Source organism: Phycisphaeraceae bacterium (genome assembly GCA_020639155.1).
GTDB lineage: Bacteria > Planctomycetota > Phycisphaerae > Phycisphaerales > UBA1924 > JACKHF01.
In genome coordinates, this window is the sequence record JACKHF010000001.1 from 994,766 (window position 1) to 1,015,345 (window position 20,580).

15 protein-coding genes are annotated in these 20,580 nt (G+C 56.8%); 8 read left to right on the forward strand and 7 right to left on the reverse strand.

What is annotated here, in order from left to right; genetic code table 11:
• Positions 1 to 75: 75 nt before the first annotated feature.
• Positions 76 to 987: a hypothetical protein gene (locus tag H6815_04310; protein MCB9859655.1), complete on the reverse strand. Its 912-nt coding sequence runs from the start codon at positions 985 to 987 to the stop codon at positions 76 to 78.
• A 72-nt stretch (positions 988 to 1,059) separates the two neighbouring features.
• Here H6815_04310 and H6815_04315 point away from each other — a divergent pair, with 72 nt between their 5' ends.
• On the forward strand, positions 1,060 to 1,779 hold the full coding sequence (locus H6815_04315) for an MBL fold metallo-hydrolase (protein ID MCB9859656.1): 720 nt from the start codon (positions 1,060 to 1,062) through the stop codon (positions 1,777 to 1,779).
• Position 1,780: 1 nt separating this feature from the next.
• Here the strand turns inward: H6815_04315 and H6815_04320 are convergent, their stop codons facing one another.
• On the reverse strand, positions 1,781 to 3,283 hold the full coding sequence (locus tag H6815_04320; protein ID MCB9859657.1) for a SpoIID/LytB domain-containing protein: 1,503 nt from the start codon (positions 3,281 to 3,283) through the stop codon (positions 1,781 to 1,783).
• 83 nt (positions 3,284 to 3,366) lie between these two features.
• Between H6815_04320 and dprA the strand changes: the two genes are divergently transcribed.
• Complete coding sequence (gene dprA, locus H6815_04325) at positions 3,367 to 4,527, forward strand: DNA-protecting protein DprA (GenBank protein ID MCB9859658.1); 1,161 nt, start codon at positions 3,367 to 3,369, stop codon at positions 4,525 to 4,527.
• Between the two features lie 5 nt (positions 4,528 to 4,532).
• Here the strand turns inward: dprA and H6815_04330 are convergent, their stop codons facing one another.
• A complete protein-coding gene (locus H6815_04330) occupies positions 4,533 to 5,573 on the reverse strand; it encodes a hypothetical protein (protein MCB9859659.1) in 1,041 nt (346 codons plus the stop codon).
• 81 nt (positions 5,574 to 5,654) lie between these two features.
• On the reverse strand, positions 5,655 to 6,914 hold the full coding sequence (locus H6815_04335) for a hypothetical protein (GenBank protein MCB9859660.1): 1,260 nt from the start codon (positions 6,912 to 6,914) through the stop codon (positions 5,655 to 5,657).
• Between the two features lie 569 nt (positions 6,915 to 7,483).
• Here H6815_04335 and H6815_04340 point away from each other — a divergent pair.
• Positions 7,484 to 9,385, forward strand: a complete 1,902-nt coding sequence (locus H6815_04340) for a hypothetical protein (protein MCB9859661.1) — start codon at positions 7,484 to 7,486, stop codon at positions 9,383 to 9,385.
• Positions 9,386 to 9,400: 15 nt separating this feature from the next.
• On the opposite strand, the gene H6815_04345 is transcribed toward H6815_04340, so the two are convergent.
• Complete coding sequence (locus H6815_04345; protein MCB9859662.1) at positions 9,401 to 10,786, reverse strand: hypothetical protein; 1,386 nt, start codon at positions 10,784 to 10,786, stop codon at positions 9,401 to 9,403.
• A 74-nt stretch (positions 10,787 to 10,860) separates the two neighbouring features.
• Between H6815_04345 and H6815_04350 the strand changes: the two genes are divergently transcribed.
• Both H6815_04350 and H6815_04355 read left to right on the forward strand, forming a co-directional pair.
• The gene (locus tag H6815_04350) at positions 10,861 to 11,418 is read left to right on the forward strand and encodes a DUF1572 family protein (GenBank protein ID MCB9859663.1); all 558 of its coding nucleotides are present in this window, start codon (positions 10,861 to 10,863) and stop codon (positions 11,416 to 11,418) included.
• Positions 11,419 to 11,655: 237 nt separating this feature from the next.
• Positions 11,656 to 12,123: an Hsp20/alpha crystallin family protein gene (locus H6815_04355; protein MCB9859664.1), complete on the forward strand. Its 468-nt coding sequence runs from the start codon at positions 11,656 to 11,658 to the stop codon at positions 12,121 to 12,123.
• A gap of 160 nt (positions 12,124 to 12,283) precedes the next feature.
• Here H6815_04355 and H6815_04360 read toward each other — a convergent pair whose 3' ends face one another.
• Together H6815_04360 and H6815_04365 are read right to left on the reverse strand one after the other, a co-directional pair.
• On the reverse strand, positions 12,284 to 14,818 hold the full coding sequence (locus H6815_04360; GenBank protein MCB9859665.1) for a serine/threonine protein kinase: 2,535 nt from the start codon (positions 14,816 to 14,818) through the stop codon (positions 12,284 to 12,286).
• A gap of 25 nt (positions 14,819 to 14,843) precedes the next feature.
• On the reverse strand, positions 14,844 to 15,419 hold the full coding sequence (locus H6815_04365; GenBank protein MCB9859666.1) for a sigma-70 family RNA polymerase sigma factor: 576 nt from the start codon (positions 15,417 to 15,419) through the stop codon (positions 14,844 to 14,846).
• Between the two features lie 201 nt (positions 15,420 to 15,620).
• Between H6815_04365 and H6815_04370 the strand changes: the two genes are divergently transcribed.
• The 3 genes from H6815_04370 to H6815_04380 all read left to right on the forward strand — a co-directional run bounded on the left by H6815_04370 (position 15,621) and on the right by H6815_04380 (position 20,571).
• Entirely contained in the window at positions 15,621 to 18,998 is a 3,378-nt protein-coding gene (locus H6815_04370; GenBank protein MCB9859667.1) for a hypothetical protein, read from the forward strand.
• Positions 18,999 to 19,757: 759 nt separating this feature from the next.
• Positions 19,758 to 20,120, forward strand: coding sequence for a DUF2089 family protein (locus H6815_04375; protein ID MCB9859668.1), 363 nt, complete (start codon positions 19,758 to 19,760; stop codon positions 20,118 to 20,120).
• 58 nt (positions 20,121 to 20,178) lie between these two features.
• The gene (locus H6815_04380) at positions 20,179 to 20,571 is read left to right on the forward strand and encodes a hypothetical protein (GenBank protein MCB9859669.1); all 393 of its coding nucleotides are present in this window, start codon (positions 20,179 to 20,181) and stop codon (positions 20,569 to 20,571) included.
• The last annotated feature ends 9 nt before the right edge of the window (positions 20,572 to 20,580 follow it).

Here is a 20,580-nt window from a genome sequence, read left to right on the forward strand (position 1 = left end):
CTGTTGTGGATGTGTGCGCGCACGCCAGCGTACACATCCCATCGGCGTGTTTCACCCATATATCGCAGAAAACAGTCACTTCAAGCCCGTGTGAGCAGCATCCCACTCGATGAGCAGCGCCCGCAGTTCGTCGGCGACATCCACCATCGCGGTCGAGGGTGTGAGCGCGTGCGGATGGTCGATGATCGCGACGCGACGGCTTGCGATCGCGGGGATTGAGTCGTGGTCTGCCATCGCGCCGAGCATCGCCAGCGTGTCCTCGATCGACCGCTCAACCTGTGGCGCGTCTGATGATCTGGGCGCAAACAACACGATCTGTTGCGGCAAGCGGCGGATGACATCCTCAAGATCGAGCGTGATATACGCGCTGCCATCAATAATCGCGGATCTGCCACCGAGCGATTCGAGCAGCTGCGCGTGCCACGACCCCGGACCAAATGCTGCAATGGGCTCGATCGACGCCAGCAGCAGCGTTGTGTCTGTGGACTCAATGCTCTCGATGCGCGCAAAGCGTTCGTTGATCTGTGTGCTGATGGATCGCGACGGATCGAACCGGCATTGTGCAGTATCAATCTCACTCCCAAAGAGCGCAACAAGGTCGTCTGCGCACTGACTGATCTCGCGGAGTTCGAGCAGGCGAAAATCTTTGAGTTGCCAATCACGCGATTGGGCATACTCGCTGAGTCTCGCGGGTAGCTCGCGCGTCCCCCACTGCGTCAGCACGTGCGTCGGGTTCACGCGCAGGAGTGTCTCGTAATCGAGCCCGGACTGGTCGCCGCAGATGGGGACGCTCGGATCGGTCACGGTGTCCCACGCGTGCCTGCCCACGATGAGATGCGCCATGCCGAGATCGTGCATCGTGATCGCAAGCGCTGGTGAGAGCACCACTACTCTGGGTGCTGAGGAGGACGGTGGCACCGGGGGCCGCCGGGAGCATCCCAGCATCACCACGCACGAGAGAAGAACCAGAACGACGCTGCGAATCATGCGAAAGTGTATCTGTGCAGCACGGGCGGTCTGGTCTACGCTACACAACCGGACAGCATTGGGAGGACTTGCATGGACGTTCGCGTGATCAGCATCGGCGCTTTGGCATCACATCCATTGCGCAAGGAGCCCGCGGGCGATCGCACGGGCCACGCCACTATAACACTTGTGCGTACGAAGGGTCGCGCAATCCTTGTTGATCCCGGGCTTCCCGCGCCTGCGGTCGCTGCGCTGCTGCCCGAGCGTGCAGGCATCGAAGCCGACCAGATCACACACGTCTTCCTGACGCGATTCTCTCCGGACACCGCACGCGGGATCAGACTCTTCGACCACGCGACGTGGTGGATCCATAACGACGAGCGCGAGCAGATCGGATTGCATCTTGCAACAAAGCTGCGTGAACTGATCGATGCTTCCGGCCCCGGGAGCGCGGACGAAGATGACGAGTCCGGCATCATGCACGCGCTGCAGCAGGACATCGCGGTGCTCCAGCGGTTCGAACCCGCGCCCGATCGACTGATCGAGGATCAGGACTCGCGTGCGGACCTGTTTCCACTCCCCGGTGTATCACCCGGGCTTGCGGGACTCCTGATCCCGCAGTCGCGCAGGACGCTGCTGATCACGGGTGACGCGATCGCAACGACAGAGCATCTTGCAAAGGGTGCGGTCATCTCGCCGTGCCACGATCTTGAGCAGGCGAAGGAGAGCTTCGCCGAAGCGGTCGAGATCGCGGACGTGATTATCCCCGGCAGAGACAACGTGCTGTTCAACGACGCGCGGCAAATGTTTTGATCTAGTACACCTTGCCGATTTGCGCGCCGGGGTAGAACGTCTCAAGCATCTTCTCGTGCGACCAGCCCTTCTCTGCAAAGCCCTGCGCACAGAACTGGCACATGCCAACGCCGTGCCCCCAGCCGCGACCGTTGATGGTGATACTCTGCCCCTCGATGAACACCTCGAAGTCACCTGATCGCACGAGATCGTTTGTGCCAGGCCGACCGATGTTTGCCGTCTCGTTCAGAGCGACGCGCAGATCCTCGGCTCGTAGTTTGTACGTTTTCCCCTTGCTGTCTTTTATCTCGTACCACCCGGGGCGCTTACTGATACTTCGTCGATACACCTTGATGCTGGAGAGCGATTCCATGTCCATCATCGCGTGCTTGTTGCGCCTGCCCCACGCGCGCAGACGTGTTTCCACGTCTTTTCGGGTGCGTTTGATTGTCCAGCGATAGAACTTTGAGTCCTCGCATGCGCTCTCGCGATCTGACCCCTGCAGTGCGGGCAGACTGTTGAAAGCCATTGATCCAGTGGCTGGCCAGACATCTGCAGCTGCTGCAGGCCTGCCGCCGCACGTGCTGGAGTAGTACGCGCGCACGAGTTCGCCATCGTCAACCAGCACCATACCGCGCGTTCGCTCGACAGCGCGCTGGGCCGATGCAATCTCGACAGCACCGCCGTACACCTGATCGAGATCCGTAGATTCCAGATCGACCGAGCCGCCGCGCTCCAGTCTTCGGAGCGATTCGTGCAGCGCGTACGACCGTGCTGCGATCGCCTGCGCCATCAACGTTTCCTCGTCCCACGACGTCGGCAATTCCTTTGCGAGCACGCCAACGAGGTACCGCTCCATCGCGACCTCGTTGATCGCGTCAAGACCAGCAGCAGCACTCGAGCTGTTCGGCGAGAGCAGCACCGATCCTGGATACGACGCATCGCCGATATCGATCGTGAGCTTGGCGTGTGGCACGCGCGGGTCCGCATTGCTGACCAGCGCCGAGATGTAGTTGACCACCTTGCCCTGCGCATCGCGCAGTGTAATACCGTTGCCGTTCCGCTGGGCAACCACGGGAGAAAACAGCAGCTCACCGTTGACATCACCGTCGCTTGATCTCACCAGTATCCGGTTTGCGCCCTTGAGTTCGATCCTTTGCTCGTTGCGCGCGATGCGCACATTCAGCATCGGCTCAGCCCGCACGGATTCACGCAGGTTCTTCATGAGCGAACCGGACGCAAGCGTCGTGCTTCCGGTGGAACCACCGGTGAGGAATGGCCCAACGCACGATGGCACGAGCAGACCAAGCGCAAGAATCCCGATCGCACCGATGGCTGCTGTGCGCGTGGAGACTTCCTTCTGATTGTGCTCCCTCTTGTGACGACGTGATCGATGCCGTGACATGGTGCTCTGTGCAGCAGATGTCTCTGTCTCAATGTGCGATTCTGGCGCAGAAACACCACCATCAAACAGGCTGGCCTGGAGCTGATCTTCATTCTCGTTGTGCGTGCGCACGTCATCCATGCCGAATGCTACCTCTCTCAACAGATCGATACCCCTCTGACCCAGCAGCTTGCAAACTGTCAGGTCTTTGTTAGAATATGCTCATGACGGATTCCCCCGCCACAGCACAATCGCATGATCTGCATCAGCTGCTCGCGCTGACGCTGGCCGACGGGCTCGGCCCCGTGCTGACCGCGCGGATGCTGAGCACCTTCGGATCACCCGATGCTGTGATGGGCGCATCGGCAAGCGCTCTTGCGCGCGTCCACGGAATCGGCGAGAAAAAAGCAGCCGGGATCAAACGCTCGTTTGAGACATCGCACACCAGGGTCGAGCATGAACTCGCGCTCGCGAACAAGCACAATGTCACACTCATCCCGATCGGTGATCCTGCCTATCCGGCGCTGCTTGCAACCATCCACGACCCCCCGACCATCCTGTATGTCCGTGGATCCATCACGCCGGAGGACTCGGTCTCAGTTGCTATTGTTGGTGCTCGCGCATGCACGCACTATGGAATAGAGCAGGCTGCGCGATTCGCAACGATGCTCAGCAGATCCGGGCTGACGATCGTCTCGGGCGGCGCACGCGGGATCGACACCAGCGCCCATCGCGCATCGCTCACCTCCAGCGGGCGAACCATCGCTGTGCTCGGCTGCGGGCTCTCCCACTGCTATCCGCCGGAAAACAAGCAACTCTTCGATGAGATTGCCAGCGGTCACGGCGCGATCATCTCTGCACTTCCGATGAATACCGCCCCCGAACCGAAGAACTTCCCGCCACGCAATCGCATCATCTCCGCATTGTCTCTTGGCACGCTGGTCGTCGAAGCCGGCAAGCGATCCGGCGCGCTCATCACCGCACGTCTGGCAGCAGAGGAGCACCATCGCGAGGTCTTCGCGCTTCCGGGCAGGGTCGATTCGTCGGTCAGCGAAGGGACAAACAACCTTATCGTGTCCGGCGGCGCAGCAGCCGTCACAGAACCCGCGCACATCCTTGAAAAACTTCAGGGGAGCGCGCACACGCTCATTCGTGGTGCGCATGATGCCACGCTTGTCCAGCACGAAGACACCAGAGGAAAGACCGTTGCTGCACCGTCCGATCCAATCCATAAAACGATCTTTGAAGCACTCGAAGAGCCCCTCTCAGCGGATCAACTCGTCGAGCGCACGAATATCACGGCACACGAAGTTGGCGCAGCACTCACCATGATGGAACTGACGGGACACATCGCACGCAACGGAGCGCGATTTGAACGAAAATAGCACCTCTAACGATTCTTCACTATTTCCATCAGCTTGGCGCGGATGTCCTCGTACGACGCATCGACGGGCATCGTGCCAAGATTTAGATGACTTCCACGGATGGTTTGCCCGAGCGCAGCCGTGACCGGTTTGCCCTCGAACACGCCATACTCGAAATCAATGATCTCCGTCAGATCGCCAGTTGCTTCATCCCAGATGCGGAAACTCAACGGCTTGACAATGCCGTCAGCCATTGTGCGTTCCTTCTCACTCATGTTGAAGTGGACATCAACACGTTTCCCATTGACTTCGATTGATTCCAGCAGCATCCACGCGAGATTATTCTTTTCATCTGCAAACTTCTTCATCGCCTGCTGCGCGACCTTGTATCCATCCTCCCGCTTGCCATCTTTCATCAGCGACTGCGCTTTGCGGTAGAGTTGCATTGCGCCTGCATCCGCATTGATGTCAGCATCGCTGCCGACTTTCTGCGCCTTCAGTTCGGCTTCGCCCGGTACCTTGTGCAGCTCCATGCCCATGAACTGCACCCACGACTTCCCACCATCTGTCGAGTACTCGCCGATCTCTTTCCACGTCATGTCGGTGAGTGTAACTGTGAAGCGGACGTTCTCACCGCGCCACCACTGCACGTTTCCTGTCTCCTTGTCGATCTGTATCTCAAACTTCTCGAACTCTTCACCAACACGTCGCGCGTAGAACACCGGTTTTCCGCTCTGCATCTCGATCAGACCGAACGCGTTGTGCCCAACGACCAGATCATCCCCCTCGCCCGCGACGCCAAGCCCTTCGACAATGATCGTTGTCCCAGCCATGTTCCAGTGCGCACGCTCACGCGCAACCGTGGTTTGCTTCTGGCCGGACCTGTCCATCGCCCATCCCTCACCACGCCAGCGTCCAACCATCTTTGCCATGGGTGTTTCGGCAAGCTCCTTTGATTTTTCAAGCACGCTGCCAGGGAGCTCCTGCGCCTGCGCACCAACTGGCGCAAAGCCTGCACAACCAACTGCAACAGCACAACTCACTACAAAGCCGGATACGCGCAACATCGAATGCTCCTTTCCAGAAAACAAACCGCGAACGTGCTATCAGTATAACACGTTCGCGTGGGCTCTGTTTTTCGGCTTGTTTTACGGGCAGCCAGCCGCGTAGGCGTTGCCAAAGCAGATGTAATCAAAGATATTGATCTGCATGTCGCTATTGCAGTTGGCGTACATGTCCTGTTGGGTAAAGTGGTTCCCGAAGCAGATGTAATCGAAAATATTCAGCGTGCCGTTCCAGTCGCAGTCGGCATAACAGAAGTCGGGGATATACGCAAACCACAACTGGATCTCGCCCTGCGGGTTTCGCCCTTCGCCTGCGACATATTGACCGCTTGCGCTGATCGCCTGCGCGCCGGTGAGATGCCAGCCACCAAGATCAAGACCATACTCCTGTTCCAGCACCTCCTGGAATGAGAGCAGACCATCACGCACCGTCCACATGATCGCGTTCGGAAGCGGGTTTGATCCGTATCCTGATTGGCCCACACCCACCATCCCCGAATCATCGATGCGGAGATCCGATCCGGAATCGGCTGGATTGAGTAATCCCACGACAGTCCAGCCATCCTTTGGATCCCACACGGCCGCGGTCGGTTTGTTTGATTCCGGTGTTGCTGTGCCAGCGGCGCGCCATCCGTTGGCATCAAGAGAAATAAGTGCCGAGTTGAAGGTGCCGCCGGGCGCATCGCCGAGCGGCTCGAACCCGCCCGATGCAGTCCACCGCACGGCCTGCTGTCCATTTGATCCGAACGAGTTGCCCACTCCCATTGTGCCCGGTGCATTGAAGTCGGCTACGTACGCCTGCACCATACCGACTGGATATTCGGAAACAAACGATGTGCCTGCAGTGGCTTCCCAAAAGATCGTGTTGTACGGATTCGGCGAGGAGTTCTGGCGCAGCAACCCGTTGACGAACGTGCCCGCTTCATTGCCGAATGTACCATAACACGTCCAGCCGGATGGAAAGCCGGGAACACCTGTCGGCGGTTGTGTTCTTGTGTACCAGATAACCGGATATGCTGAGCCACCAATATTCCAGTTCATGCCATAGGTCACAGTACCATCGCTGCTGGTGCCGGTCACAATCCCATATCCGCTGTTGAGCACAGGGAGGAACTGGAATCCGTTCTGTTGTGTCCAGATGAACGGACCGTTACCAAGCACTCCCATGACCGCGCCAGTATTGTCAACAACCTTGATGATGGGCTTGGTCGAACCTGAGGGGCCTGCTGGCGCGGGGCCGCACGCAACAAACTGCGCTTGTGCAGATGCCACACTGCCACACGCGCACAGAATCATCAGCACGCTCGCGGCACGCCCGTATCCGCATCCAACACCAGTCTGCATACGTCAGCCTCACTTTCAGGGCTGCACACAATCGGCGCAGTCGCCGAACGTATCGACCAGCCCGCTGAGGCACTCGACCACAAGTATTCGGGGGGAACGGAATGAGGCTGCTGCTCCCATTGCTGCCCTCAGAATCGCTCCAGATGTCACAGATGGACCAGTGCCGGGCAGAAGCAGCAATGCCGTGATCTCAGAGAAAACCTCCTGATATGGCCAGGGACGCACCAACTCGTTCATTTGAACGGTGGAGCAGTGGCTGCCCAGAACGCACGTCCGGGAGTCTGAACATCCCCAAAGAAACCCAAAAACTTGCATGGAAAATCGAGTTCTGCGCTCACAAACAAGAACTTGGGAGATAGTCTATGGGTTTGGGTTGGTATCGCGGTTTTTCAGGCGTGAACTGGCTCTGAACACGCCAAAATCGGGTACAATCTGAGCCCCAAACGAGCTGCATGGTGAGCAGACACGCTCGGCACTGCACACCGTGAGGCGGGGGAGAGTTTTCCGGTAGGTGGTTCGCCCTCGATCAGAGGAGCCCGCTATCCGGTGGAGAAGAGGGAACGGTTCGAATGCGATTGCTGACACGTCTGACCCGGCTGTTCTCTCGCGCGGTGCCCATGCCGTCAAAGCCTCGGTACAGCCAGCAGCCGATGATGCGGACCGCCTCACCCGCCACCACCAGAACCGCAAGCCCACTGTTCAAGGCACTGCTTGATGATGTCTCGCGCAACAGCACCTCAGCGGCACTGTCAACCGTAGAGGCTGATGTCGTCGATCCAGCGATGCATGGCGAGCCCGGATACGCACTTGCAGCATCTGAACTTGCACACAAGGCTGGCGCAGCGGTTGCCTCAAAGCTTGTCGAGCCGACATCCGCGGTTGCGCTGATGGATGCGCCAACTGATGATCATGGCCATCGTGAATCATCAACTGCGACTGAGAATCACACGAAGCGCGCTGAAATCACGCTGAAGAAACCGTTTGAGTTCAAGTCATCGCGTACACATGAGCCACCCGATCGCATTGAGGAGAAGTCGGTAGCACCATCAGCTTCTTCGCACGCCGAGAAAAATACGAGCGAGGCTGCCTCGACACCCTCTCTAACGGTTATTGCGAAGCAGGACAATGCTTCCCATACTCCTCCTGAATCGAAGCCTGCAACTGCTTCTTCACAGGGCTTGTACTTTGGGCCTTCACCGAATGTTGCGCCTGCGAAGCCAAAGCAAGCTGTGAAGGTATCGACTGTTGAAGCAACGCAATCAGATCCCAATACACCGGTCAATGAACCGCTAAGGGAACCAGCGCCCGCATCAGACGAGATGCCAATCGTCAGTACAGTGCAGAAGAACATCGATAAGCATCTGGAAGAACTTCGAAGCGTTGTGGATCGCAAGAACACTACGAAGGACTCAAGCACAAACACCACGTCCAGTGATGAGCCGAGGTATGCAGGCTCAATCGGATTTGTTCCGTTTTCTGATCGTAACAAACCAACAACGGATACGACGAAGACTGATCAGAATAACGCTTCTGAAGCCTACTCATCCGAAGGTGGTGTTCGCGAACCTGCAACACCCCGGTATCCTCGCATCCACAACCCGCACATCACATTCCAGAGTAAGTCCGGCATGTCGGATGATGATGCCAAGGACGCATCGGCCAGACCTGCACGCCCTGTGCCCGGAAGGCATGATCCCATGGAATCGAGCGTCACTGTGCGCGACGACTCGGATGAAAAGGCTGAGACTCCCGTTAAGCCCGCACGCCCGACATTGATCGAGGAGAACGACGACGAGTCATCCTTCGTCGGGTCCGTCGCTTCGCTGGCAGGTGTGGGCAGCCTTGCCGATCTTGCACGCAAGACAAACACCGGCGCGGGCATCGATCCGAAGCAACTGCGCGAGCTTCAGATCACAGCGACAGAGATCCTTGGTGCGTTGCGTCGCGTTGGCGAGCAGCTCGATCAGCAGCAGGCAAGCTCTGAGAAACTTCTCTCCATTGTTGAGCGAATGCCAGCGATGCTTGGCACGGTGCCCCTGCTGCACGATGCACAGGAGGAGATGTCTCGCGCTGTGCGCACCATGGAGCAGACCATCGCCTCGGGCAACACCAAGGCCGACGTGCTGACAGCTCGTCAGACCGAGACGATGGCAAAGCAGACGGGCGTGCTTCGCGAGCTTGAGCAGTCGGTCACATCGAGCGCAACAACGCACTCGCACGTTGCCAATGCGATGACCGATCTGCACACCGCGTTCACCGGCGTGCGCGGCTCGAACGAGAAGCTCCAGTCCGCGATGGAAGCGATCGCAAAGCGTCAGGACAAGCGCGAGTACGCGCTCGCCAAGCTCGTCCGCCGGGCGCAGTTCACCGCGATGGTCGCGTTCCTCGTTGCGTTCTTCTCGGTTGCAGCTGCAGCATTTGCTATCGCGCTGGCACTCTCGCCGGAACTCCGCCAGGCGCTGGGGCTGTAGAGCAGCCAGTGCACCTTATCTGAGTGGGATGATCCGCACAGCATGCCACGCTGTGATGTTGTCTGGGGTTGGTACAAACGCAAGCGTGTTCTTTTCTCTGTCTCCAAAGTAGAAACCACGCTTGTCATGTGAGCCGTCCAACTGAACGAGAAACTGCGTGCGGTCATCCGAAAAGCACACAGGCACATTATCCATGGATGAGACAGCAAACTGGATCTCGTGCTTTGCGAGAAAATCGAATGCTGCTGTATATGGGTCGAATCCGTCCGCACTCTTTGACAATGTGTTCGCACCAACCGGTTGCATCGCATTGCCTTGGTCAGTCTGTCGTCGCAAAGGCACCAGGCTGCGCGGGCCAGTAAGCTCCGGCTTTCGTGTCGACGTGTCCGTCGCCAGATCATACTCCCAAGCATCGGTTTTGCCGAATCCGCCGGGCACTCCCGGAGCCAGCTTGTCGGTCGATTCATACAGCATGGTGCCGTCGTTGCGTACCTCCATCACAATTTCTGCTGGCGTGAAATACCTGCCGCTGTAGTTCATGTAGACAAAGCCCGCATCAACCTTCCCGTGCGCGCCGGTTTCCGTTTGGAACAGATGCAGGGGGATCGTTGCAAATGCAAGCTCTGAATGGAATGACGGCCAGTCGTCGTACGGTTTTATGATCTCAAGTTCTTGCAGGTTCGTCATTGCGTAACACGACATGTCATCCGAAAATACAAGATCAATCGTTTTGTCAGCAACATCAAATGGGAATGATGCAACACTGCGGACGACACCTGTGTTCTCATCATGCACAACGTACCAGATTTTCTTGCCCTGCGTGTGACGGATGACATGCCGATTGTCTCTGAGCTGCTTTACAGGCTCAAACACACCTTCAGGAGCTCTGACAATGTTGTTTTCATCGATGACACGAACATCCTCGTAGTTATACGTGCCATTTATGTAGATGTAGATCTCATTGTTCTGCGACAGAACAGGCTTGACACGCCGACGAGCAAGCACGGTTGACACATTCCATGTCTGGTAGTTGACTGTGTAGATCACATCAGAAGAACCCGGAGCATCCTTGCTGCCAAGCAGCTGCATCATCAGCAGATCGCGCCTCGGCATGCCGGGCAATGATCGTGTCAGCAACTCTGGCATTGCGCCTACATCTGTGATATGCAGGCGCTCGACGATCGCAAGCGATGGTGCCGTATGCACACTCCACACTTGTGCAATGAGATGCCCCCTACTGCCTTGCATTTCCATTGTTGTTACAACAAGAAACCCGGGAGGTGTAGCAGTATCCCCAGATGCTCCAGAGAGCTGAGCACGCCCGACGCCCGGTGGGAGATCCTGTGCAAGCACAGGTGCGATTGCGCTGATCAAACCAACGAGAAGTGCAAAGTACCTCATGCTGTTATTCTTCGGATTGAAAACTGATCAACCTACACTATTCTGTACTGACCTGCCACGACTGGAACACACATATGGGCAAAGCACCAAACCTCCGATATACCCAGCCTCTTCCAGCCAACTCCATAGCGATGTTTGTACAGTTGTTCGAGCGCCAGAAGGCCTCGGCCGAGCACGCCATAGAGCAGATTACAGACGAGCATCTCTTTGCCAGACCCACGGACGGCATGAACTCGATCGCCATCATCATCCAGCATATCTCGGGAAACCTGCGATCGCGCTGGACAGATTTTCTGACCAGCGACGGCGAGAAGCCCGATCGCAACCGCGACACCGAGTTCGCAGAACCTCCGCACGATCGCGAGCTTCTCATGCAGAAGTGGGATGACGCGTGGGCGATCACGCTCGCGTCTATTGGCTCGCTCTCACCCGATGATCTGTCGCGCATCGTCACGATCAGATCCGTGCCGCACACGGTACATGCTGCGTTATGCCGGAGCATGGAACACATCGGGTACCACGTCGGGCAGATCCATCTGCTTGCGCGCCTGCTCCACGGATCGGCAGGCTGGAACTGGCTGACAATACCGCCCGGCGGATCGCAAACATTCAACGATCAGTTGATGAAGTAGCGTTCTTTTCCTGCCAGTCTGACACCCGGCATCGCAGAAAAATCAGCTGCTGCGCGTCCCGGTCGCGTTATCTCGTGGCAAACGCGTGTCCCTTTCGCTGCTGGAAACTGGCACGAGCTTTGCAAATCTGTGTACGAACCCGCACGCGGTTGGCGCGACGTGTATGACACGCCGCGCAACAGAAGTGTCTGCGTGCGCATGAGGCACACAGAAAGTACACACAGAAGGAGGAATCACATGCTCACACGTTTCCGCACATCACCGTTTGACACAGCAAGCACACGATACACCACCGACATCAGCAGACTGCTCGATGCAGCTGCGACCATGCTCGGGCAGTCGAGCACGCTCATCGGCTCAGAGAGCGCAGCGACCGAGCGCGCTCCCGCGATGAGCATCTGGCGCGAGGAAAACGCGATCATCGCGGAGTTTGAGGTGCCCGGCTACACCATCGACGACATTGAGGTGACCGCAGACGATGGCACACTCACCATCCGAGGCGAGCGCAGCGCAGAAACCAAGACGAACGAGAACGCAACACCGATCCGCATCGAGCGTACGCACGCGCAGTTCGAGCGCTCGATCAATCTCGGCGCACCGATCAACGAGGAGGGCGCAGAAGCAACGCTGGTCAATGGTGTGCTGCGCGTGACAGTGCCGCTGGCATCGTCGGCTCAGCCCAAGCGCATTGCGATCAAGTCGTAATACGGCACATCACAATCGAGACGAGCATCGCAGAAGCACGCCCGGGGACTGCGGTCTCCGGGTGTGTTCATAAGTACTGAAGCTGCCTGCATTGCTTGATTGAAAGCGACAACCAGAGCCGTGTTGTAGCGTGTTTATGTCGTTGAATTATCTGCTTCATTTATCCGGATGGCGGCAGCTCGGCTTTCCATGACGCTGCCTCGTCGCTTTTTCCCTCGGACTCAAGTAACTCGATGAGTTCCTTGAAAGCATCGATGGTCCAGTCAGAATCGGGCCCAAGTTTTTCCAAAAAACCGTCGGCTGCGGAACGGAGCAGCCCGATCGCTTCGTCTTTCTTGCCATGGTCCTTGATAGTCACCGCAAGGTTGTACTGGAACGTTTCGTGCATGGAATGCTGTGGAGGGAACGACGGCGCACATTCGGCGATCGCGACGCGCAACTCCTCTTCCGCTCTGTCATACTGTCCGAGTTTGCGATATGTCGTGGAAACATTGTTGCGGAGATAGCCGACAAGTGTGCTCGAAGCACCGAGCGTGCGTACAGCGGTATTGATCGTCTTTGTTTCCATCGCGAGTGCGTCTTCCAGTCTGCCAAGCCCCTTATAGAACGATGTGACCATTGTTGTCGCACGGATGTAGTTGGGATGATCCTCACCGAGTGTGCGACCGATGCCATCGAGTGCATTCAGCGCGATCGGGAGTCCTTCCTCATACCTGTCGAGTGTGTACAGCGAGTTGGCATAGTTCGACGCAAGGATCAGCGTGGTTGCGTTGTCATCCCCATAGGCTTTGGCGAAGCGCTCCCACAGATCCTTCTTCATCGCAGCGCCCTTGTCGTAGTAGCCTTTGTCGTCATAGGCATTTGAGAGCGTTGACATTGGCGCCATGGTGGTGATGTCATACTTACCGAACGCACGTTCCGATCGTTCTACCACATCCTCAATAAGTGTGATTGCCTCATCAACCTTTCCGGCAGCGTAGAGCGTGTGCCCAAGATTCCCCGCTGCTGTGAGCGCTTCGCGACTGTCTTGGCCGAAAACGCGCTCGCTGCGCGCAAACACATCGCGCTTCGTGGACTCTGCTTTGTCAAAGTCTTCCAGCACGTCATAGACAGCGCTGAGTGTTGCATCGGCTTCGATCGACACCTCGTTGTCAGGACCGAATAGCGTGTTTGATTCCTCGCTTGTCCGCGTCGCCAGCGGAAGCGCTTCATCAATGTCGTTCAAATCCATGAGCACCGCTGCTCTGGCGGTCTTGAGCCGGAGTGTTTCCTCGGTCGGCGCTGGGCCAAGATCCTTGAGAATGTCCATACCAAGGTCTGCTTCGTGGAGCGACTTGTCGTACTCTCCAAGATTTCGATAGGCTGTTGAGAGCAGGCTGCGCACGCTCATGCGAGCTTCGGGTTGATTCGCAAGTGTCTGGTCGGCTGTCTCCGACGCATCATCGAGCACGTCAATAACTTTCAGATCTTTGCTGTCGAGCCCGGGGTTGGCAGCGGTGAGTATGTTGGTAACAAACTTCGAGAACGCGCCGGCGCGCTGCGCCTGCTTTGTTGCTTCCGTTGTCTGGAACTCCGCGTTCTTTCGCTGCGCCGTTGCTTCATCGAGCGCCCGGAGCGAAACCACCAGCGCTCCTGTGGACACAAGCACCACTACTGCGCCTGCAAAAGCGGCAATCTGATATCTCCGAACTGTTCGGCTCAGTGTGTACCACGCGCTGTCGCGGCGTGCTGCGATCGGCTCGCCAGCAAGATACGCGCGAAGATCTGCAGCAAGGTCGCCTGCGGACTGGTACCGGCGCTCGCGCTCCTTTGCCAACGATCGCGTCAACACGGTAGCAAGGTCTTCGCTAATCTCGGCTCTGAGCGATCGAGGCGGCACAGGTGCCGACGATGCAATGTGGTCGAGTGTTGTCTTTAAACCACCTGACACATCGTACGGGAACCTTCCGGTCAGCAGTTGATACAGCATCACGCCAAGTGAGTAGATATCCGTGCGACTATCGATAGCGTCGGGATCACCCACGGCCTGTTCCGGACTTGACCATGGGAGCGAGCCCATGAACTGGCCTGTGACCGAGAGCGTCGGTCTTGCAACGATGGACTCAGCAATGTTTGTATCAGTAGCTTTGGCAAGCCCGAAGTCGAGGATGTGTGCCCCTCCTTCGGCATCAACAAGGATGTTGTTTGGTTTGAGATCTCGATGGATCACACCGCGCTGATGCGCGTACTGCACAGCTTCTGCGATATCCGCAACGATCCGTACCGCGTCGGCAACAGCGGCTGGCGAGGAGTTCCCATCATCAGGCACAGCGTGCATGAGCGCCTGATCGAGCGTCTGGCCCTCGACATACTCCATGACAAGATACAACTGGCCATCTGATGTCATGCCCGAGTCGTACACGCCAACGATTGCGGGATGCTTCAGTGCAGCAACAAGTTCGATCTCCCGTTCGAATCTTCTGCGCGAAGCTCCTGAAGCGAGCGCGCCATCAAGCATGACCTTGACAGCGACGCGCCGACGCGTAGACCGCTGGATTGCAGAATAGACAACGCCCTGCCCGCCGCGCGCAATCTCTTTGAACTCGTCGTAGCCTGAGATGGACACAGTGCTGGGTATGCGATCGACTGTTCGTCTGAGCTCTGCAACAAGCGCGTCGTCGGACTCAAACCAGCTTGCGGACTTTGTATCGCCCATCGTGGTGTTCTCCCCGAACGGCTTGCTATCCCTCATCCTCAACCTGAGCAGCAATAACAGCACTCAACCGACGGAGCACGCGCGTCTTAATCTGATACACGCTGTCGATGCTGACACCAAACTCGGTAGAGACTTCCTGCGGAGTTCTGCCCTTCTGCACGTAGGCCTCAAAGGCACGCAGATCGCGTTCTGCGAACTCTGCTTGCACGATGAGCATGGCCTGACGCATGTGGTATTGCCGCCATTCCATCTCCCAGATCTCGTCAGCATCGGTATCGATATCCTGAATACTCGACGCTCCGGAACCTACTAGCGTTGTCGGGTCTGATCTCTGACGGAGTTTTGCATAAATCGCGTGGAGAGTGATTGTGCGCAGATAGCCGCGGAATCGACCTTTGGTGGGATCATACTCGAATCCCGGCATCGCTTTGGTCAACGCCATCAGTACGTCCTGTAACACGTCGTCTGCGTCCGGTCCAAACAGTCCATGTTTCTTCGCGACTGCACGGATCAGCAACTCATACCGAGCACAAAAATCGCGCCACGCCAACTGATCGCTCCCGGCTGACAACCGGTGAAGCAGTGTAATGTGCGTAGTCATGTCACTAGCCATGCAGGTTATTGCCCCTGTGACTCTTGAGTGTTTGTCCGCCAATGAACACCGGACGAATCGATTGTGTCAGATCGTCATTGGCGTGCCACTAGTTTAGGGAGAACACCTCTGCATTGCCCATTCCACATGGTGGTTCAATGTCGAATCCGGGAGTCGGCACTGAGAAGAAAGAACGGGAGACGTGGTCATATGCCGCAATACCAATCAAAGAAGAAAGCACATCCAGCCCTGCTGATCGGCGCCGTTGGGCTAGCAGTCTCGGCGTGCGCAGGCACATCGCATGCACAAACTGCATGGGGTAGCGCAATAGATGGGAGTTGGCTCGACACCGCCCGCTGGACCGCTGGCGTACCCGGTGCCACAACACCTGCGACACTGGGACTTGCCGGTACATACACAACCACGCTCCAGAACGGAAGCGGTAGCTATGGATCACTGCAGATCACCAATCCGAGCGCTGTTCTGAGCGTCTTCAACAACGCAAAGCTCGTTGCCAACGGGACAACAACAAATAACGGTCTAATCCAGATCTCAGGTCCTGGCGCTCCAGGCAACATTACAGGCTTTGAGGCAGGCGCTGCGAATGTCGATCTCATGGGTACTGGAGTGCTCCGACTGGCACACCCCACCAACGGGAACAGCGATGCAGCGTATCTGTACTATTCAGGTGCCGCGACGAATACACTAACGAACGCAAGCACCCACACCATTGCTGGTTCGGGTCGCGTCTACACGGCATTGATCAATAACGGTACGGTCAATGCGGACACTGGCGCAGGCACAACGCTGTTTATGATCGAGCAGCCGAAGACGAACAACGGCTTGATGACCGCAAGCAACGGCGGCGTGCTGCAGGTCAATGGCATCGCACTTACGCAATCGTCTGGCGGTGTGAGTGCATCATCCGATGACAGCCACGTCCAGTTTCTCAATGCAACTGTCTCCGGCGGCACGATTGACGGCGCGGGCACCAACGGGAGTGTGCAGTATCTCGGCACCGATCTGCTTGATGGTGTCACACTCACGAACCTCAACAACGTCGTCAACAACTCGCTGGTCAACATTGGGGCAAACGGTGTTGTCAACAACGGGCTGTGGACCGTCAGCGATCCCAGCGCAGCTGGCAACTTCACGCGCATTGCAACAAGTGCTGCCAACGCTATCGTCAGCGGAACCGGGACCATCCGTCTGCAGGGAACCGGTACTGGCAACAACGACAGCGGGTATCTGACATATACCGGGAGCGCGAGCAATGTGTTGACCAATGGCGCAAGCCATTCCATCAGGGGCTATGGCCGTGTCTACTCGAACCTTGTCAACAACGGAACGGTCAACGCAGATGTTGCTGGCAAAACAATGTACATGATCGATCAGCCCAAGACGAACAACGGAACGATGACCGCGAGCAACGGCGGTACTTTGCAGTTCAGTGGCATCACTGTGACAGGTAATCCGACAGCGCAGATTATCTCCACAGATGCCAGCAGTCCTGTGCAGATGGTCAACGCAACAATGACGGGTGGCGGATTTACAACCTCCGGCACAGGAGAGTTTCAGTACTTCGGCACAGACACGCTCAGTAATCTGACGGTCAACGGCACGCACTCTATCACAAACAACACGCTTGTGAATCTCGCTACCAATCTAGTGAACAACGGAAACTGGTTCATTAGCGCCCCCACCGCTGCTGGTAACTTCACACGTTTGAGTGCGGCAGCGCCGAACGTCACTATCAGCGGCACAGGCTCCATCCGCCTGCAAGGCGTGGCAAGCGGCAACGGCGACAACGACAGTGCGTATCTCACCTACTCCACAAATACAAACCAGATGACGCTCGGGCCGAATCAGGATCTGCTCGGATACGGCCGTGTCTATACCAACCTCGTGAACAATGGCGAGGTGATCGCAGATGTCTCAGGCAAGGGCATCTTCATGATTGACCAGCCCAAGACGAACAACGGTACGATGACCGCAAGCAATGGCGGATTCCTCCAGTTCCGCAACACCACTGTCACCGGTAATCCATCTGCTCAGATCATCTCGACAGATTCAGCGAGCCCAGTACACATGGCCGACGTCACGATGACCGGCGGCGGCTTTACCACATCCGGCACGGGTCTCTTCCGATACACTGGCACATCCACGCTGAACAACCTGACTGTCAATGGCAGGCACGAGATTGCAAACAACTCGACCGTGAACATTGGCACAGATCTTGTCAACAATGGTGACTGGTTTATTAGCGCACCAACCGCAGCTGGCAACTTCACTGGCCTGAACGCGGGAGATGCAAGCATCACTATGAGCGGCACGGGAACAATCCGTCTGCAGGGTGTACAGAGTGGAAACGGCGATAATGACAGCGCGTATCTCTATTACACCAACGCCGCAAACCAGATGACACTGGGCGCGAATCAGCAACTTCGCGGGTACGGTCGCGTGTACACAAATCTGGTGAACAATGGCACAATCAACGCAGACAACACGCCGAATGCATCCGGACCGGCAAGCAAAGGTATGTTCCTTATAGAACAGCCAAAGACCAACAACGCCACAATCACATCAAGCAACGGTGGCTTCTGGTATATCCGCGATTGCACCATCACAAACAACGGTCTGATGACTAGCGCGAACACTGCAACACCCGGTGGCGGGTTCCAAAGCTGCACGATCAACGGCGGTACGCTCTCGAACATTGCTGGCCAATATTTCGGTACCAACGGTGCGGTGAATCTCAACGGCGTAAACATCACGCCAAACTCCGGTGTGCAGGTCACCAACAACTCCCTGGTATCAACGACAGGAATGACAAACAACGGAGAACTCGCTGTCAATACTGTTGGCGCACCCGGGAACTTCACACGTATCCGCGTCACAGCCGACATGGGCACTATCGACGGCACAGGTACTGTTCGTCTGAACAGTGTGAACAATCTGGCAATCAACGATTCAGCGTATCTTGAATCTGTTGATCCTGCCAACGTCACTGGTGTTCTTGGTGCAAACCAGACTCTCGCTGGCATCGGTCGCGTGTATCACAAGTGGGTTGCACGTGGCACCATCACGCCGGGGCAGACCTCAACGGGGTCGGGCGAGATCCAGTGCATCTCTGGGTCACTCACCTTCGCACCAACAACCAACTACATTGTGCATGCCAACGATACACCCGCCAGTGGAAACTTCGACCGGCTCACGGGCAGTTCTTCCAAGGCTGTTGATGGCACACTCACGTTCTCGTTTGAGAATGGATACACACCCGCTGGCAACGAGCGGTACGACGTGATCACTTCGGGCGCAGGTGGCATCTCGGGAACATTTGACACACTCAACCTTGAGCAGATTAGCCCGACAGGTCCTGTCCACGTTGTGTACACTGGCGAAAAGGTCTCTGTTGTCGCGTGCTACGCGGACTGCGATGGAAGTGGCACACTCAACATCTTCGACTACATCTGCTTTGGCAACGCGTACTCGTCAGGTGATCCGTATGCAAACTGCGATTCAAATGGCTCATTGAATATCTTCGATTACATCTGCTTCGGCAACAAGTTTGCTGCGGGCTGTCCGTGAGGCCACCAGAAAACAGCCACGCGACACAGCTGATGTAGCCAACGTCATGAATACAGAGCCCGGGGACTGCCATCCGGGCTCTGTTGTTTCCTGATTGCGTGCGATTTGAGCTTACCACCACCAGAACAGCAGATACACGATCTCCATGAAGACATCGAAGATCGCGTAAAACACCCACAGGCAGCCTCTGTGCTCATCGCGCCGATGGGAGTGTCTGCGGTCTCTGGACATGATGAGCTCTTATTGGCCGAGGAACGATGTCAGTTTCGCTTGCAGTGTGTCGGGGTCTTATTAGCGCCTCCCACGCCATCAGCAAAGAGTATTTGCACCGCATAGAATGTGCGGTAGGTATTTGAAAACCAGTCACTGCTTTATCAATAAAGGAGTTACGTGGCACAAAGAAAGGAGGTGCAGTATGGGCCGAATCATCGGTCGCCTAATGCCTCCACGGGAAAAAACACCAGAGTCGGTTGATCTGCACCCTCCCGGCAGACTTAATGCTCGGGCGTTTGGGCCAAAGTGGACATAGGCAGTTACTGAGTTAAGGCAACGCAACGATGCCGCTGGACCCGAGACCGGCGGTTTTTCATTTGTTGTTATTGGACATGTGTATCGTTGCGAGCTTCCGTTTAGTACATATTTTTCAATTTATCAAAATCATTCTTGATTTTTCTCAAATAATATCGATAATGTTCAATGTGAATTCACTATTGTTCAATCTTTCGTATCGCACACATCAGAAGGAGGTCAGCTTTGGATATGTCCAACGGGCACGCCACAGCCCTCGGCGGAGCAGGATCATCAGGGGCGCTCAGCCCTGCCCAGCTCGCAGCCCATCCGCTGGCCCGGCTGAGCATGGAGGATCTGGACTTCATCATCCAGTTCGTGCTCTGCTCCGGGTCACTCAAGGACCTTGCAAAGTCGTACTCGGTCAGTTACCCGACGATCCGCACGCGTCTCGATCAGCTCATCACCCGCGTGCGCGACGCGCTCGACGGGAAGCAGCCCGATCCGCTCGCGGAACTGGTCGCGGGGCTCGTGCAAAGGGGCGAGCTGAGCACATCGAGCGCTCGGCGCATTATCGACCTGGGTGCGCAGCTGCGCGCACAGAGTGCAGGGTAACTCACACATTCATCACATATATCGCGCAGGAACACTGCGCAACTGAAAGGAACACACAATGACACTTATCACACTCGCTGAAACAGCAGCATGGTGGACGAATCAGCAAGCCGGACTCGTCGGCGGACTTGGAGGTGGGATCGGCGGTTCTGCGTGCGGACTGCTGGGCGCAGCGGCTGGCGTTTGCGTGCCGCGCGGCATTGGGAGAAGGTATGTCCTCGGCGGCATGCTCATGTTCGTTGTGCTCGGCGTGCTTTCACTTCTCGTGGGCTTCATCGCCATAGGTATGGGCCAGCCATGGCATGTGTATTATCCGCTCCTGATAATTGGCCTTGTATTCTCAGGAGTGTGCGGACCGCTGATCTTTGTCATCCGAAAGCAGTACACGATCGCGGAGCAGCGTCGCATGGATGCTGAAGCGATCCGTCGCAGCGGCGCTGTTGGTGCGTAAGGAACCAGA